This is a genomic window from Microbacterium terricola (assembly GCF_027943945.1).
In the GTDB taxonomy this organism is placed as follows: Bacteria; Actinomycetota; Actinomycetes; order Actinomycetales; family Microbacteriaceae; genus Microbacterium; species Microbacterium terricola.
This window is the reverse complement of sequence record NZ_AP027141.1, coordinates 523277-539174: the sequence shown is the minus strand read 5'-3', so window position 1 is coordinate 539174 and position 15898 is coordinate 523277. Positions and strand designations below refer to the sequence as shown.

At 71.0% G+C, this 15898-nt stretch carries 13 protein-coding genes; 9 read left to right on the top strand and 4 right to left on the bottom strand.

What is annotated here, in order from left to right; genetic code table 11:
• Positions 1-21 precede the first annotated feature (21 nt).
• Both dinB and Microterr_RS02530 read left to right on the top strand, forming a co-directional pair.
• Entirely contained in the window at positions 22-1218 is a 1197-nt protein-coding gene (dinB, locus tag Microterr_RS02535) for a DNA polymerase IV (protein WP_263796312.1), read from the top strand.
• Positions 1219-1290: 72 nt separating this feature from the next.
• Positions 1291-2178 (top strand): zinc-ribbon domain-containing protein, encoded by an 888-nt coding sequence (locus Microterr_RS02530; RefSeq protein WP_263796313.1) that lies wholly within the window; start codon positions 1291-1293, stop codon positions 2176-2178.
• 33 nt (positions 2179-2211) lie between these two features.
• Here Microterr_RS02530 and Microterr_RS02525 read toward each other — a convergent pair whose 3' ends face one another.
• Genes Microterr_RS02525 through Microterr_RS02515 form a run of 3 tightly spaced genes read right to left on the bottom strand, consistent with a single transcriptional unit; the run spans position 2212 to position 4344 of the window.
• A complete protein-coding gene (locus Microterr_RS02525) occupies positions 2212-2805 on the bottom strand; it encodes a hypothetical protein (RefSeq protein WP_263796314.1) in 594 nt (197 codons plus the stop codon).
• A 5-nt stretch (positions 2806-2810) separates the two neighbouring features.
• Positions 2811-3101 (bottom strand): DUF1330 domain-containing protein, encoded by a 291-nt coding sequence (locus tag Microterr_RS02520; RefSeq protein WP_263796315.1) that lies wholly within the window; start codon positions 3099-3101, stop codon positions 2811-2813.
• Positions 3102-3147: 46 nt separating this feature from the next.
• Positions 3148-4344 (bottom strand): glycosyltransferase, encoded by a 1197-nt coding sequence (locus Microterr_RS02515; protein ID WP_263796317.1) that lies wholly within the window; start codon positions 4342-4344, stop codon positions 3148-3150.
• A 276-nt stretch (positions 4345-4620) separates the two neighbouring features.
• Between Microterr_RS02515 and Microterr_RS02510 the strand changes: the two genes are divergently transcribed.
• Genes Microterr_RS02510 through Microterr_RS02480 form a run of 7 tightly spaced genes read left to right on the top strand, consistent with a single transcriptional unit; the run spans position 4621 to position 12677 of the window.
• A complete protein-coding gene (locus tag Microterr_RS02510) occupies positions 4621-4710 on the top strand; it encodes a potassium-transporting ATPase subunit F (RefSeq protein ID WP_263796319.1) in 90 nt (29 codons plus the stop codon).
• Entirely contained in the window at positions 4710-6392 is a 1683-nt protein-coding gene (kdpA, locus tag Microterr_RS02505) for a potassium-transporting ATPase subunit KdpA (RefSeq protein ID WP_263796320.1), read from the top strand. Before Microterr_RS02510 ends, kdpA begins: the two co-directional genes overlap by 1 nt.
• Before the next feature lie 3 nt (positions 6393-6395).
• Complete coding sequence (kdpB, locus tag Microterr_RS02500; protein WP_404810170.1) at positions 6396-8591, top strand: potassium-transporting ATPase subunit KdpB; 2196 nt, start codon at positions 6396-6398, stop codon at positions 8589-8591.
• Positions 8592-8613: 22 nt separating this feature from the next.
• Entirely contained in the window at positions 8614-9219 is a 606-nt protein-coding gene (kdpC, locus tag Microterr_RS02495) for a potassium-transporting ATPase subunit KdpC (RefSeq protein ID WP_263796321.1), read from the top strand.
• Between the two features lie 8 nt (positions 9220-9227).
• Positions 9228-11732: a DUF4118 domain-containing protein gene (locus Microterr_RS02490; protein WP_263796322.1), complete on the top strand. Its 2505-nt coding sequence runs from the start codon at positions 9228-9230 to the stop codon at positions 11730-11732.
• Complete coding sequence (locus Microterr_RS02485; RefSeq protein WP_263796323.1) at positions 11729-12406, top strand: response regulator; 678 nt, start codon at positions 11729-11731, stop codon at positions 12404-12406. Before Microterr_RS02490 ends, Microterr_RS02485 begins: the two co-directional genes overlap by 4 nt.
• A 16-nt stretch (positions 12407-12422) precedes the next feature.
• On the top strand, positions 12423-12677 hold the full coding sequence (locus Microterr_RS02480; protein WP_263796324.1) for a hypothetical protein: 255 nt from the start codon (positions 12423-12425) through the stop codon (positions 12675-12677).
• Between the two features lie 83 nt (positions 12678-12760).
• Here the strand turns inward: Microterr_RS02480 and Microterr_RS02475 are convergent, their stop codons facing one another.
• A complete protein-coding gene (locus Microterr_RS02475) occupies positions 12761-15853 on the bottom strand; it encodes a S8 family peptidase (protein WP_263796325.1) in 3093 nt (1030 codons plus the stop codon).
• Between the last annotated feature and the right edge of the window lie 45 nt (positions 15854-15898).

Genomic DNA, 15898 nt, shown 5'->3' with positions numbered 1-15898 from the left:
GGATGATCGAAGGGAGGCCGGATGCGGGGCGAGGCGACCGTGCTGCACGCCGACCTGGACGCCTTCTACGCCTCGGTCGAGCAGCGCGACAAGCCCACCCTGCGGGGCAGGCCGGTGATCGTCGGCGGCGGCGTGGTCCTGGCGGCGAGCTATGAGGCGAAGGCGCGAGGGGTGCGCACCGCGATGGGCGGACGGCAGGCGCGCGAGCTGTGTCCGGATGCGGTGGTCGTCCCTCCACGGATGGATGCCTACTCGGCGGCGAGCCGAGACGTGTTCGCGATCTTCCGCGACACGACACCGCTGGTCGAGGGACTGTCGATCGATGAGGCGTTCCTGGAGGTCGGCGGACTCCGCCGCATCGCGGGGACACCGGAGCAGGTCGCGGTGCGACTGCGCGAGCGGGTGCGCGCGGAGGTCGGACTCGCGATCTCGGTCGGAGTCGCGCGGACGAAGTTCCTCGCCAAGGTCGCCAGCGCCGTCAGCAAGCCGGATGGGCTGCTCGTGGTCGAACCCGACCGGGAGCAGGCATTCCTGCTGCCGCTGCCGGTCGAACGGCTGTGGGGCGTCGGTCAGGTCACGGCTGAGAAGCTGCACCGCCTCGGCATCAACACCGTCGGGCAGCTGGCGGAGCTCGAAGAGGCGACCGCCGAGAGGCTGCTGGGCCGGGCGACCGGAGCCCATCTGCACGCGCTGGCCCGCCTGCGGGACCCGCGCCCGGTCGACACCACCCGACGTCGCGGGTCCATCGGCTCCCAGCGCGCGCTCGGCAACCGCCCACGTTCAGCCGAGGAACTCGACCTGATCCTCACCCAGATCGTGGATCGGCTCGCCCGTCGTCTCCGGGATGGCGGGCGCGTGTGCCGGACGGTCGTGCTGCGCCTCCGTTTCGGCGACTACGCGAAGGTCACCAGGTCGCGCACCCTCGGCTCCCCGTCCGACCGCACAGCCCTGCTGGTGCAGGTGGCTCGCGGGCTGCTCGCCGCCGCGCAGCCCGAGATCGCGGAGCGCGGCATCACCCTCATCGGCATCTCGCTGTCGCAGCTGGGACGCGCCGACAGCATCCAGCCCGAGCTGCCGATCGACTGGGGCGACGGCACCCGTCTCGACACGGTGCTCGATGCCGTGCGCGACCGATTCGGCGCGACGTCGGTGTCGCGGGCCGCGCAGCTCGGTCGCGACCCCGGCCTTTCGGCGCCGCTCCTGCCGGAGCACGAATGACCGAGCCTGCCGCCGACGCACCGACCTGGAGCGCACAGGAGTGATGTCGGCGGCCGCGCATATTCTGCTCACATGCCGGAGCGTGTCGAACTGTGGTGGGCCCGCCGCCAGTTCTCGAAGAGCACAGACATCCCCTATCCGGTCGGCACGTACCGCGGGGCCTGGGCATCGTTCCCCGCACTGATCCGCCAGTACCACCCCGAGCTCAACGCCGGCATCGTCCTGACTCAGATCCCCCCGGCGGCCGATGTGCTGCTGCGCTGGCAGTGCGAGAGCGGCCACCTGTTCGCGGCCACCCCCGACGAGCAGCGCAATCGGCCCGGGCGGGAACGCCGCCGCTCGGCCTGGTGTCCCGAATGCGCCGCGCTCGCCCGTCCTGCCGCTGCGCTGCCGATGCGCGATGTGGTGACGGTCGCTGGGCGACCAGCATCCACCCCTCCGGCGAGCCCGGCCCGACCCGCGGTGCTGAGACCGCGGAAGCCGAAGCCCCGACTGCAGGTGTGTCCGAAGACGCCGGATCTTCCCGTCGGCGAGCCGTTCCACTCGATCTGCGCGCCGAAGCCGGCGTCGCGCATCGAGGCGCAGCTGCGCGCCGATCTGTTCGCGCGTCTGTCCGTGACGCAGGGCCTCAACGCCGTGCGGGTCGCGCGACCGTTCTTCGAGCACGTGGAGGTGTGGCCCGACATCCTGCTGCCGGAGCTGCGTGTCGCGATCGAGTACGACACCACAGGGCGGCACGGTCTCGAGCACGTCGGCCGGCGTGCCGATGCGGACCGGCGCAAGGACCGGGCGCTGCGTGCGGCGAAGTGGGAGGTCATCCGGATCCGCACCGGCAACCTCACCCCGCTCGGCCCGCATGACCTGGAGATGTCGGCCTGGAGCCGCAAGGGGCTCGAGCGTCTCATCGACACGCTCAGAGACATCCGCGGGCCGCTGCTGGTCGACCCCTACCTCAGCTGAGGGCGCTGCTCCGAGCGTCGGTTCTGCGCAGACTCAGCATGCGCCCCTGGCCTGCATCTCGAGGTTCGCTCGCGCCGCAGCCGACAGCGGTTCGGGATCGTTGAGCGCACCCTCTCCGGGAGATGCGGCTGTCGACACTTGCCCGTGCCAGGACGCCGCCGTGGTGGAGGTCTGGCGCAGGATCGCATCCGCCGCGGGCGGCGCCGGCCACAGTGCCAGCCACTGACGGGCGGTCGCGGGCCCGGCGTCCCTCTGCGATTGCTCCTCGTCCATCCCCGAGACACTCCAGCGGACGCGGTAGCTCGCCTCGGGCAGGGCGAATGCACACTCCTGGATGCCCGTGACCCCACGCAGAACCGCGTCGGGCGTCGCGGGCGCGAGGCTCGCCTCGACGATCTCCTCCCAGTCGCCGAGCTCGGGCGCATGCTCCAGCAGGCTGATGCGAATGGGGGTGCGCCCCGTGTGCAACCCCGTGATCAGGGCAAGCACCCCGTTCTGCTGCGCGCCGCACAGACCGTTGGACTGACCGGCGAATGCGCCGCCGAAGTCGTCGACGAAGAGCTCACCCGTGACCAGGTGCACGTGCCCGTAATCCACATCGAACGGTCCGTCGAAGATCTCGGTCATGGGCGTCACACGATCGTGTCGACGGTCAGGATCTCGGTGCGTGCCACCACGCGGCGATGCACGTCCGCCAGGGCGACACGCTCCGGGTCCGACATGTACGCCTGCAGTGCGGCGTCATCCGGGAGGTGGATGACCTGCACTTCGCGCGGTCCGTCGCCGTCGCTGATGCGGCGGACCCGGCTGACGACCCTGCCACCGTGTTTCGGCACCAGGGCGAGCACGGTGTCCTCGTATTCCGTGAGGGCGTCGTCGAGGTTCTCCGCTGCCCAGAGCAGAACGCACAGTTCGAGTGTCATAGGAGGCCCATTATGCCGCGGCCGTCACGACGCGCACCCGATCCCGTCAGGCCGCAGCTTCCGCGAACACCGCGACGCTCTCGACCGCCGCGCGGTACTCGCCGATCATCCGGTCGCGCCCGAGCCGGGGGCGCGCCTCCAGGGCACGGTCACGCAGCTCGCCGCGCCGGTCCAGCACGCGCTGCCAGGTCGCCGCGATGTGCGCGGCGTCGTGCCGTGTGACCACGCCGAACCCGTCCACCATCTGCGCGGCATCGCCCACGCGGGTGGTCACGGGCGTCGCCCCGCACGCCGCGCCCTCGATCAGGCACAGCGGCGACGCCTCACCGAACGCGCTCGTGAGCGCCACGATGTCGGCGAGCTGGTAGATCGCCGGCATGTCATCGCGCACGCCGAGCGCGTGCAGGTGGGCGGAGGAGTCGACCCCTGACTCCGCCACGAGGGCACGGAAGGCGTCGTTCTCGAGGGTCATGCCCGCTCCGCACAGCAGATAGTGCGTCTCCGGGTGGCGCTTCGCGTGGATCGCGACCGCGCTCAGGAACAGGCCGGGGTTCTTCATGGCGTCGAATCGCGCGGCGTATGCGACGACAAGTGCCCCGGAAGGGATGCCCAGCAGCGCACGCGACGCCGCGACCTCGTCGGCCGTTCCCGGCCGGAACCGGTCGGTGTCGATCCCGTTCGGGATGACGTGGCGTCGCGTCGCCGGGGCGAGGAACCGCGCGTACGCGTCGCTCGTCGACTGGGCACACGAGACCGTCGCCGCGACGAGTCCGGTCGCCGCCGCCTCGGCGAGCCAGCCCAGCGCCGGCCCGGAGTGGGTGGGGTCGGAGCGGTGCAGGCACGCGATCACCGGGATGTCGGGCATGAGTCCGTGATCCTGCAGGGCCAGCAGGAGTCCCAGCGGCTGCTCCTTCAGCGAGAGGATCACATCGGCGCGGGCGACAGCATCCGCCGCGATCCGCAGCTCGGCCATCGTGAAGCTCCCCCGCTCCGGCGGGTCGGCGTCCGCCGTGCGTCCGAGGCTCGTCACGCTCACGCCCGCGTTCGTGAGCCGCAGGTAGCGCGGATCGACGTGCATCGGCTGGACGGTCGACTCGCGGCGCGCCTGGGAGGCGATCGAGAGCACGCTGTGCTGCTGGTCGCCGGCGGAATGGAGCCCGGCGATGACATCGGTGTGCAGGATGCGCGCGCCACCGGCGAAGAAGCCTTCGTAGAGCGAGAGCACTCGGATCGGTCGAGTCATCGCGGCACCTCTCGTTGCGTGACACCATGCTCGGGCGTGGGGCGACGGATGTCGATGAATCGCGCGTGTGCAGTGGGTGAACGACGTGCGCGCCACCCGACCGGAACCATGAGCGGCGCGTAAGGCTCGTCGCCGCCGCCGTATGGAAACCGTCAGGATCGGCGTCCGGCGATCCTGCGCCGGGTTGGATCGGCACGTGCCAGATCTCCTCTACGTCGTCCTCACGCTCGCGCTGTTCGCGCTCGTCGGCCTCGCCGCGAAGGGGGTGGGGAGACTGTGATCGTCTTCTCGCTCATCGCGGCCCTCCTCGCTGCGGCGGCGCTCGTGTACCTCGTCGTCGCCCTCGTGAAGCCGGAGCGGTTCTGATGGATGCCTTCACCGTCTGGGCGGGCGTCCTGCAGATCGCCACCGTGCTGCTCGCCCTCGCGCTCCTCTACCGGCCGCTCGGGGACTGGATCGCCCGCACGTACACCTCCGAGCGCGACTGGGCCGTGGAACGCGGCGCCTACCGGCTGATCGGCGTCGACCCGAAGGCCGAGCAGACGTGGCAGTCGTATGGCCGCGGCGTGCTCATGTTCTCGGCCACCGGCGTCCTGTTCGTCTACGCGCTCCAGCGGTTCCAGGCGATGCTCCCCTACTCGCTCGGCCTCCCCGCGGTGCCCGAGGGGCTCGCCTTCAACACCGCCGTGTCGTTCGTCACCAACACGAACTGGCAGTCGTACTCGCCCGAGCTCACGATGGGCTACACCGTGCAGCTCGCCGGGCTCGCCGTGCAGAACTTCGTCTCCGCCGCTGTCGGCATCGCCGTGGCGATCGCGCTGGTGCGCGGTTTCGCGCGCCGCGGCTCCGGCACGATCGGCAACTTCTGGGTCGATCTCGTCCGCGGTGTCACGCGCCTCCTGCTGCCGCTCGCGATCGTGTCCGCGATCGCCCTGCTGGCCGCCGGCGTCGTGCAGAACCTCGCCGGCTTCACCGAGGTCACCACACTGACGGGTGCGACGCAGTCGATCCCGGGCGGCCCCGTGGCTTCGCAGGAGGCGATCAAGCAGCTCGGCACGAATGGCGGCGGCTTCTTCAACGCGAACTCGGCGCACCCGTTCGAGAACCCGGCGCCCTGGACGAGCGTCTTCGAGATCGTGCTCATGCTCGCCATCCCGTTCGCGATGCCGCGCGCGTTCGGACGCATCGTCGGCGACGACCGTCAGGGCTACGCGATCCTCACCGTGATGGGCTCGCTGTTCGTCGCCTCGATCGTGGCGGTCTCCTGGCTCGAGGCCCTGGGCTCCGGCACGGCGCCGCAGCTCGCCGGTGCGCCGATGGAGGGCAAGGAGCAGCGCTTCGGCATCTTCGGGTCCACGCTGTTCGCCGGCGCCACGACGCTCACCTCCACCGGCGCGGTCAACTCGATGCACGACTCATACACCGCGCTCGGCGGCATGGTCCCGCTCATCAACATGATGCTCGGCGAGGTCGCCCCCGGTGGGGTCGGCGCGGGTCTCTACGGGATGCTGGTGCTCGCCGTCATCGCGGTGTTCGTCGGCGGGCTGCTGGTCGGGCGCACGCCGGAGTACCTCGGCAAGAAGATCGGCCCCCGCGAGATCAAGCTGGCGAGCCTGTACATCCTCGTCACCCCCACCCTCGTGCTGGCCGGGACCGCGCTGAGCTTCGCGATCCCGGGCGTCCGGTCGGACGTCGAGTCCACGTCGATCTGGAACCCCGGCGTGCACGGCCTCACCGAGGTGCTCTACGCGTTCACGTCCGCGGCCAACAACAACGGCTCGGCGTTCGCGGGCCTCACGGCCAACACGGTGTGGCTCAACACCGCCCTCGGCATCGCCATGCTGCTGGGCAGGTTCCTGCCGATCGTGCTGGTGCTGGCGCTCGCCGGCTCACTCGCCCGGCAGACGCCCGCACCGTCCACCGCGGGCACGCTCCCCACGCACCGACCGCAGTTCGTCGGCCTGCTCGCTGTCGTGTCCGTCGTCATCACCGCCCTCACCTACTTCCCCGTTCTCACGCTGGGTCCCCTGGCAGAAGGTCTCGTCTGAACCATGTCCACTCACACCGAATCACGCACTACCCCCGTGCTCGTTGAGGAACGGAGCGCGGTCCCCGCGGCGATGCGCGCCGCGTCCCCCCGGTCCTTCAGCGGAGCACAGCTCCTGCACGCCCTCCCCGGAGCCGTGCGCAAGCTCGATCCCATCCAGCTGTGGCGGAGCCCCGTGATGTTCCTCGTCTGGGTCGGCGCCGCCCTCACCACGGCGATCGCGATCGCCGAGCCCTTCCTCGGCGGTCCGGAGGCCTCCGGCGGTACACCGGTGCCTGCGGGCTTCACCTGGGGCATCGCGGTCTGGCTCTGGCTCACCGTGCTGTTCGCGAACCTCGCCGAGTCGGTCGCGGAGGGTCGCGGCAAGGCGCAGGCCGCGACCCTGCGCAAGACCCGCACATCGACGCTCGCGCACCGGATCACCTCAGGCGGCGCAGCCGCGACCGATGACCAGACGGTCGACGTCGCCTCGTCCGACCTCACCCTCGACGATCTGGTCGTCGTGTCTGCGGGCGAGCTGATCCCGGGCGACGGCGACATCGTCGCGGGCATCGCGACGGTCGACGAGTCGGCCATCACCGGCGAGTCGGCCCCCGTGGTGCGCGAGTCGGGCGGCGACCGCTCGGCGGTGACCGGCGGCACCCGCGTCCTCTCCGACCGCATCGTCGTGCGCATCACCTCGAAGCCGGGCGAGACGTTCGTCGATCGGATGATCGCGCTCGTCGAGGGAGCGAGCCGGCAGCGCACCCCGAACGAGATCGCGCTGAACATCCTCCTCGCCAGTCTGTCGATCGTGTTCGTCGTCGTCGTCCTCACCCTCAACCCGATCGCCGGCTATGCCGCGAGCCCGGTCAGCATCCCGGTCCTGGTCGCTCTGCTCGTCTGCCTCATCCCGACCACCATCGGCGCGCTGCTCTCCGCGATCGGCATCGCCGGAATGGACCGCCTGGTGCAGCGCAACGTGCTCGCGATGTCGGGTCGCGCGGTCGAGGCTGCGGGCGACGTGACGACGCTGCTGCTCGACAAGACCGGCACGATCACCTACGGCAACCGCCGGGCGTCGGATTTCGTCGCGGTGGCCTCGACCGGATCGGCTGCCGATCTCCAGGACCTCGCCAGGGCCGCGGCCCTCTCGTCCCTCGCAGACCCGACGCCCGAAGGCGTCTCCGTCGTTGAACTGGCGGCCGCGCGCAGCATCCGCGTGGAAGAGCCGGTCGGATCGGTGTCGGTGCCGTTCACGGCGCAGACGCGCATGAGCGGGATCGATCTGCCCGACGGCACGCAGGTGCGCAAGGGTGCGGGCAGCGCCGTGCTCGCGTGGCTCGGGGCGTCCGGAGCGCCGGTGCCTGCGGCCACGCAGCTGCAGCTCGCCGGCGAGACGGATGCGATCGCCCAGTCGGGCGGCACCCCGCTGGTCGTCGCGACGCTGCGGCCGGCTCCGGGAGGCGCCGAGGCGATCGGCACCGTGCTCGGCGTCGTGCATCTGAAGGACGTCGTCAAGGAAGGACTGCGCGAGCGGTTCGACGAGCTGCGCAGCATGGGCATCCGCACCGTGATGATCACGGGCGACAACCCGCTCACGGCGGCCGCGATCGCGCGGGAAGCCGGGGTCGACGACTTCCTCGCCGAGGCCACACCGGAAGACAAGCTCGCCCTGATCCGGCGCGAGCAGGAGGGCGGCCGGCTGGTCGCGATGACCGGCGACGGCACGAACGACGCGCCGGCCCTCGCGCAGGCGGACGTCGGCGTCGCGATGAACACCGGAACCTCGGCCGCGAAGGAGGCCGGCAACATGGTCGACCTCGACTCGGACCCGACCAAGCTGATCGACATCGTGCGGATCGGGAAGCAGCTGCTCATCACGCGGGGCGCGCTCACGACGTTCTCGCTCGCCAACGACATCGCCAAGTACTTCGCGATCATCCCGGCGATGTTCATGGGGGTCTTCCCCGGACTCGCGGCGCTGAACGTGATGCAGCTGCACTCCCCCGCATCCGCCGTCACGAGCGCGATCGTCTTCAACGCGATCGTCATCGTGTTCCTCATCCCGCTCGCGCTGCGCGGTGTCCGCTATCGGCCGGCGAGCGCGTCGCAGATCCTCAGCCGCAACCTGCTCGTCTACGGTCTCGGCGGGATCGTCGCCCCGTTCGTCGGCATCAAGCTGATCGACCTCGTCGTCAGCCTCATCCCGGGCTTCTGAAGCCCCGCATCGGAGAGAACCCATGTCACTGACACGCACGACCGCCCGCACGACGGGTGTCGCCCTGCGGGCGATGCTCGTGTTCACGCTAGCCCTCGGCATCGGCTACACCGTGCTGATCACCGCAATCGGCCAGCTCGCGCTGCCCTGGCAGGCCAACGGCTCCCTGCTCACCGACTCCGACGGGCAGACCGTCGGCAGCGCTCTGATCGGCCAGCAGGCATCGGATGCTGACGGCCACCCGCTTCCGGAGTACTTCCAGCCGCGACCCTCGGCCGTGGGCTACGACGCGGGCGGGTCGAGCGGCTCGAACCTCGGCCCGGAGAGCGACGACCTCATCGCCGCGATCGGCGAACGACGCGCTGCCGTCGCCGGCTTCGAGGGCGTCGATCCGGCCGCGATCCCCGCGGACGCGCTGACCGCATCGGCCTCCGGCCTCGACCCGCACATCAGCGCGGCCTACGCCCTGCTGCAGGCGCCTCGGGTGGCAGCAGCCCGCGGGCTGGACGCGGCGGAGGTGCGCGAGCTCGTGGAGTCTAGGATCCAATCGAGAGACCTGGGATACCTCGGCGAGCCGCGGGTGAACGTCCTCGAGCTCAACCTGGCGCTCGACGAGTCGCAGGAGTAGGAGGCGTGATGAGACGCGGGCGACTGCGCGTGCTCCTCGGAGCCGCCCCCGGCGTCGGCAAGACCTACGAGATGCTCGAAGAGGGCCGGCGACTGCAGGCCGACGGTCGCGACGTGGTCATCGGCGTGGTCGAGACCCACGGCCGGTCGGCGACCGCGGCTCAGGCCGAGGGCCTTCCCGAGATTCCGCGGCTCCTGGTGCGGCACCGTGGCGTCGAGCTGTCCGAACTCGACGTCGACGCCGTCGCAGCGCGGCGCCCGGACGTCGCCCTCGTCGACGAGCTCGCCCACACGAACGCGCCGGGCTCGCGCAACGAGAAGCGCTGGCAGGACGTGGCCGAGCTGCTCGACGCGGGCATCGACGTGATCACCACGGTGAACGTGCAGCACATCGCGTCGCTGAACGACGTGGTCGAGCAGATCACGGGGGTGTCGCAGCGCGAGACCGTGCCGGATGCTGTGGTCCGCGCGGCGGATCAGGTCGAGGTCGTCGACCTCGCGCCACAGTCGCTGCGCGACCGGCTGTCGGCTGGGCTGGTGTATCCGGCTGAGCGGGTCGACGCGGCGCTGTCGAACTACTTCCGGCTCGGCAACCTCACCGCGCTGCGGGAGCTCGCGCTGCTCTGGCTCGCCGACGAGGTCGACAGCGCCCTGAAGGCCTACCGCGAAGAGCACGGCATCACCGGCAGCTGGAAGGCGCGCGAACGGGTGGTGGTCGCCCTCACCGGCGGCGCGGAGGGCGAGACGCTCATCCGCCGCGGGGCTCGGATCGCCGCGCGGGCCGCCGGCGGCGAGCTGCGGGCGGTGCACGTCTCCACCCAGGACGGCCTGCGCACGACGACGCCGGGGGCGCTCGCGCAGCAGCAGGCGCTCGTCGAGTCGCTCGGCGGCACCTACCACCAGGTGGTGGGTGAGGATGTGCCGCGCGCGCTCGTCGACTATGCGCGCTCGGTCGACGCGACTCAGCTCGTGCTCGGCGTCAGTCGCCGCGGCCGCCTCGCCTCGGCACTCTCGGGACCCGGCATCGGAGCCACCGTGATCCGGGCGTCCGGCGACATCGACGTGCACATGGTGACGCACGCCGCGGCGGGCCGCGGCCTCACCCTCCCCCGCCTGCGCGGCGGGGCCCTCAGCGCCCGGCGCCGCATCCTCGGCTTCGCCGTCGCGATCGTCGGCGGGCCGCTGCTCTCGTGGCTGCTGCTGTCCTTCCCAGGTGACGAGGCGATCACGTCCGACGTACTGGCCTACCAGCTCCTCGTCGTCGTCGTCGCGCTGATCGGCGGCATCTGGCCCGCGCTGTTCGCCGCCGTGCTGTCCGGCCTCACTCTCGACTTCCTCTTCATCGAGCCCCTGTACACGGTCACGATCGCCGACCCGCTGCACGTCCTGTCGCTGGTGCTCTACGTCGTCATCGCGATCCTCGTCAGCGGGGTCGTCGACCAGGCGGCCCGTCGCAGCCGCAGCGCCCAGCGCGCCGCCGCCGAATCCGAGCTACTCGCCACGGTCGCGGGCAGCGTGCTGCGCGGCGAGAGCGCCGTGCCCGCCCTGGTGAGCCGCACCCGCGAGGCGTTCCGCGCGACCGGCGTCCGTCTCGTGGCGGCCGACGGAGCCGTGCTGGCGACCGACGGCGAGCCGGTGCCGGACAACCGAGCGGTGCACCTGCCGGTCGGGGCGCCCCACGCACCGCAGGCGACCCTCGAACTGCACGGCATCGACCCCGACGCGTCCGAGCGGCGACTCCTCGACGTCATCGCCGCCCAGCTGGGGGCGGCCCTGGAGCACGGCGAGCTGGCCCGCTCCGCCCGTGAGGCGGGAATCCTGGCCGAGACGGACCAGGTGCGCTCCGCCCTGCTGCGGGCGCTCAGCCACGATCTGCGGCGCCCGCTCGCCGCCGCCGTCGCCGCGGTGGGCGGGCTGCGCGCGGAGGGGGCCTCGCTGTCCGACGCCGACCGCGCCGAGCTCGTCGCGACCGCCGACGAGAGCATGGGCACCCTGTCCACCCTCGTCACCGATCTGCTCGACGTGAGCCGCGTCGAAGCCGGGGTGCTCGCCGTCGCCCTCTCGCCGGTCGACCCCGCCGAGGTGGTGCTGGCCGCGCTCGACGAGCTCGGTCTCGGCCCAGCCGATGTCGAACTGGCCCTCGATCAGGACCTCGGCCCCGTCGTCGCCGATCCGGTGCTGCTGCAGCGCGTGCTCGTCAACGTCCTCGCGAACGCGCATCGGCACGCTCCGGTCGGTACCCGCGCGCGCCTCACCACGAGCCGGCTGGGCGGAACCGCGGAGCTTCGGATCATCGACCACGGGGCCGGCGTCCCGGCGGACCGGCGGGACGACATGTTCGCGCCGTTCCAGCGGATGGACGACACCGACAACACCGTCGGGCTCGGCCTGGGTCTCGCGCTGTCGAAGGGGTTCACCGAGGGAATGGGCGGTACGCTCACGGCCGAAGACACGCCAGGAGGCGGCCTCACCATGGTGATCGCGCTTCCGACCGCCCCGGAGGTGACGGCATGAAGGTCCTCGTCGCCGACGACGATCCACAGCTCGTCCGCGCGCTGCGGATCACGCTGGCCGCGCACGGCTACGACGTGGTCGCGGCGTCCGACGGCGCCGCGGCGATCGCCCTCGCCGCCCAGGCCCACCCGGACGTCGTTCTGCTCGATCTCGGCATGCCTCATCTCGACGGCGTCTCGGTCATCCACGCCCTCCGAGGCTGGACCGACGTGCCGATCATCGTCGTGTCAGGGCGCACCGGTTCAGCCGACAAGGTCGACGCACTCGACGCAGGCGCCGACGACTACGTCACCAAGCCCTTCCAGATCGACGAGCTGCTCGCACGGCTGCGCGCGCTGGCCCGCCGCAGCGGCGCGACCGCGAAGGAGCCGGTGATCGCGTTCGGCGACGTCGTGATCGACCGCGCCACCACGAGCGTCCTGCGCGACGGAGTGCCCGTGCATCTCACGCCGACGGAGTGGCGGATGCTGGAGTTCCTGGCCAGGAACGCGGGCGCGCTGGTGACGCGCCAGACGCTGCTGAAGGAGATCTGGAGCAGCGAGCAGGTGAGCGACTCCGGGTATCTCCGCCTCTACATGTCGCAGCTGCGGAAGAAGCTCGAGGCGGATCCCGCGCATCCCCGCCATCTGCTCACCGAGCAGGGCATGGGCTACCGCCTCGTGCTCGACGACTGATCGGAGGAGCGCCGACGTGGACCGCACTGAACTCTCCGCCGTCCGCTGGGAGGCGATCGTGGCCGACCTGCGGCGGCGCGACATCGACGGCGAGCCCTTGCTCGTCTCCGTGGAAGCCGTCACCTGGCCGGACGGATCCCTCGGCTGCCCCCGTCCCGGCCGCAGCTACACCCACGCGCTCGTCCCCGGCATGCGCGTCGTGGTGTCGGTAGGCGGAGAGACGTACGACTACCGCTTCGGGCGCTCCGACTCACCCCGGCTCTGCCCGTAGGAGCCGAACGCACCGCGGGGGCGACCACCGGAGTCCGGCGTCGCCCCCGCGGGCTCGAGCGCTCAGCTTCGCTGAGCTCCCGATCACTTCTTGACGAGCAGCGCCTCTCCGGCGCCCGACTTGTTGTCGGTCACCACGACCATGCTGCCAAGCGGCTTCTGCGTCGCGACCTGCGACGAATTCACCGTCACCGGCACCTTCACGCTCTTGCCCTTGGGCACGTTCACGTAGTCGCCGTTGCTGATCGCCGGCTTGGCCAGGTTGTACCCCGCCCAGCTGGTGAAGGCGTCCTCCGTGCCCTCCGACGTCCCGAAGGCCTGCGCAGAGTAGTTGAACGCTCCGGTGATGCCGAGATCCTCGGCGTACACCGGCAGCAGGATCGTGCTGCTGTCGGTCGGCGCCTGCGCGAGGAAACCGGCATCGAAGAGGTCGCCGGTCTTGTAGTTGACGACGAACACCTCGGCGAGGCCGTTGGCCGAGCCGGCGCGCACCGCTCCGGAGTCGTACGAGAGCACGATCCAGTCAGGCTCGCCGTCGCGGTTGGTGTCGATCACGACGTCGTACTCGTTGCTCGCCGCGTTCGACCACCGCTTGTGGGTGCTGAGCGCGAAGACCAGCACGTCGTCGCCGTTGTCGTCCTCCCATGACTGCACGCCCGCCGCCCGCAGGTCGTAGCCGGTGTCAGGCAGCGAGGTCGGTGCGTCCTTGGCGTCGCTCAGACCCCATTGGTACACATCGGCGATCGCCGGGATCGCGCCCTGGGCGTTGCTCAGCGTGAGCGTCTTGGCGTTGCTCTTGAGCGGCGTCGCAGACGCGGTGACCTTGCTGTTCGAGCGGGGCACGAGCAGGTAGGGCACGCGCAGGGTGGAGCCAGACGCGGTGAGCACGATGTCGCCGGAGATCTCGTAGAACGAGAACTGGTCGTCACCGAGCGAGGTGGGCACGTCCTTGGCGGCAGCGGAGACCGTCACGAGCAGCTTGGCGCTCCCGCCGGGCCGCACCGTCACCTTCTTCGAGCTCAGCTTGACCTTGGCCTTGATCGACTCCGCGGACGGCGTCGAGCTGACCTTGTACGTCACCGCCTTGGTGCCGCTGTTCCTGACCGTGATGGTCTTGAACCCGCCGAAGCCGACGTTCGAGTCCTGGAACCCGAAGCTCAGCGCCGACTCGCGCGCCCAGCCGCTCTCGGTACGGAACGCGTCGCCCGTGGCGGTGACGGTGGTACCCACGGCCTGCGCCGTGTCGACCAGTCCCACGCCGCCGAGCGTCAGGCTCTGACCGGCGACCTTCTCGGGGTCGGCGGTCGACACGATCGCCGACGACACCTGCGGAGCGTTCCACTTCGGGTGCGCCTGGACCGTCAGCGCCGCGACGCCCGCGACATGCGGAGCGGCCATCGACGTGCCGGACAGGATGGCTGCCGCGTTGCCCGTGCCGACGCCGGCCGACGCGATCGAGACACCGGGCGCCGCGACGTCCGGGCTGATCGCCGAGTCACCGCTGCGCGGCCCCGACGAGGTGAACGACGCGTAGCCCTTGAACCCGGGGTTGCTGATCTCTGCGGCCGCGAGGGTCGCCGTCTTGCCGGTGGTGAAGGTCGGCCCAGCCGTCGAGGGCACACCGAGGAACGGGATCGTGACCTCATAGGGCTCGCCGGTGTCGGGGTTCGACGTGATCAGGCCCTCGTACGGCGGCAGATCGGCGCTCGTGTTGATCATCAGCGCCGCGGCTGCACCGGCCTGCTGCGCGAAGATCGCCTTCGCCGCCCGCGCACAGGTGCCACGGGTCGACGCGGCGAGCTGGTGCCCGCCGGCCACGACGCCGTTCGCCGTGTAGGCGGCAGCCGAGCAGCCCAGCGACTCGTCCTCCGTCGTGCCGGCGATGTTGGCCAGCCTGACCACGTTCAGGGTGCCGAGCCCGGTCAGCGAGGCGCCGTTCGCGTTGATCGCGGTGACGTCCTGGCCGCCGACCGTGATGGTCGCGCCGGGGAACCGCTCGCTGGAATCGACGGCCGAGACCGCGATGACGCCGTCGCCGGTGCCAGGGGATCCGGTCAGGTACGGGTTGTGGCCCGAGTTGCCTGCCGAGGCCACCACCACGACGCCCGCGCCGACCGCGTTCGACGCGGCGACAGCATCCGGGTCGTCACCGCGGCCGAACGACGAGCCGAGCGACATGTTGATGACGTCCATGCCGTTGGCCACGGCCCAGTCGATGGCGGGGACGACCACGTCGGTCGAGCCCTCGCAGCCGAACACGCGTACGGCGTACAGGTCGACCTCCGGCGCGACGCCGGGGCCGACGCGGAACGACTTCGATGGCGTGGTGCTGTCGTAGGGACCCGTGTAGGTCGAGCCTGCGCTGGTGACGCCGCTGCCGCCGGTGGTGCCGGCGACGTGCGAGCCGTGGCCGTTGCAGTCGAGCGGGTTCGCGTCCGGGTGGGGTGTCAGGGCAGGGTCGCCCTCGTCCGCGCCCGCGTCGTACTCGTCGCCGACGAGGTCGATGCCGCCCTTGATACGCGGTGCACCGGGGCCGAACAGGGCCGGGTCCGCCGGGGTCTCCGACGTGGCCGCCGCCTCATCGAATGCCGCGATCGTGCCGGGGCCGCCGAAGGTGGCGTGCGTGTAGTCGATGCCGGTGTCGATGATGGCGACCTTGACGTCCTCGCCGGTGTAGCCGGTGCTCTGCCAGACCGCCGGAACGCCGAGGTACGGCACCGAGACAGCGTTGTCCAGGGTGTACGTGCGCACGGGGTGGATGGCGACGACGCCGGGCAGCTCTGCCACGGCGTCGAGTTCGGAGGCGGGCACCGAGACCTGGAACCCGTTGTAGGCGGACTGCATCTGGGCCTGGATCTTGCCGCCCTTGTCGGTGAGCGAGCCGCGGATCTTGTCCTGCTTGCTCTTGAGGCCCTTCCGGACCGTCGACCGCTCGGTGTCGGTGAGCGGTCGGCCCTTCTCCGCCTGGACGACGGCGACGGGGTCGCCGGTCATCTCGACGATGACGGTCACGCGTCCGTCGGAGCCGATCGCTCCGGGGACGAACGACGTGTCGATCTTGTCGCGGGAGCCGGTTTCATCGAAACGCGACGATGCGTCCGGTGTTGCGGCGATCGCCGCTGATGCCGGGACCGAGAGGGCGATGACGCCGACCGCGGCCCATATGCGCTTGTGCAAGGGGCACTGCCTTTCTCTGGGGTGGTAGAGACCCTCGGAGACTAT

Excerpts from the sequence above, each read along its gene's own strand:
- dinB (WP_263796312.1), top strand. The coding sequence starts at position 22 with ATGCGGGGCGAGGCGACCGTGCTGCACGCCGACCTGGACGCCTTCTAC.
- Microterr_RS02530 (WP_263796313.1), top strand. The coding sequence starts at position 1,291 with ATGCCGGAGCGTGTCGAACTGTGGTGGGCCCGCCGCCAGTTCTCGAAG.
- Microterr_RS02525 (WP_263796314.1), bottom strand. The coding sequence starts at position 2,805 with ATGACCGAGATCTTCGACGGACCGTTCGATGTGGATTACGGGCACGTG.
- Microterr_RS02520 (WP_263796315.1), bottom strand. The coding sequence starts at position 3,101 with ATGACACTCGAACTGTGCGTTCTGCTCTGGGCAGCGGAGAACCTCGAC.
- Microterr_RS02515 (WP_263796317.1), bottom strand. The coding sequence starts at position 4,344 with ATGACTCGACCGATCCGAGTGCTCTCGCTCTACGAAGGCTTCTTCGCC.
- kdpA (WP_263796320.1), top strand. The coding sequence starts at position 4,710 with ATGGATGCCTTCACCGTCTGGGCGGGCGTCCTGCAGATCGCCACCGTG.
- kdpB (WP_404810170.1), top strand. The coding sequence starts at position 6,396 with ATGTCCACTCACACCGAATCACGCACTACCCCCGTGCTCGTTGAGGAA.
- kdpC (WP_263796321.1), top strand. The coding sequence starts at position 8,614 with ATGTCACTGACACGCACGACCGCCCGCACGACGGGTGTCGCCCTGCGG.
- Microterr_RS02490 (WP_263796322.1), top strand. The coding sequence starts at position 9,228 with ATGAGACGCGGGCGACTGCGCGTGCTCCTCGGAGCCGCCCCCGGCGTC.
- Microterr_RS02485 (WP_263796323.1), top strand. The coding sequence starts at position 11,729 with ATGAAGGTCCTCGTCGCCGACGACGATCCACAGCTCGTCCGCGCGCTG.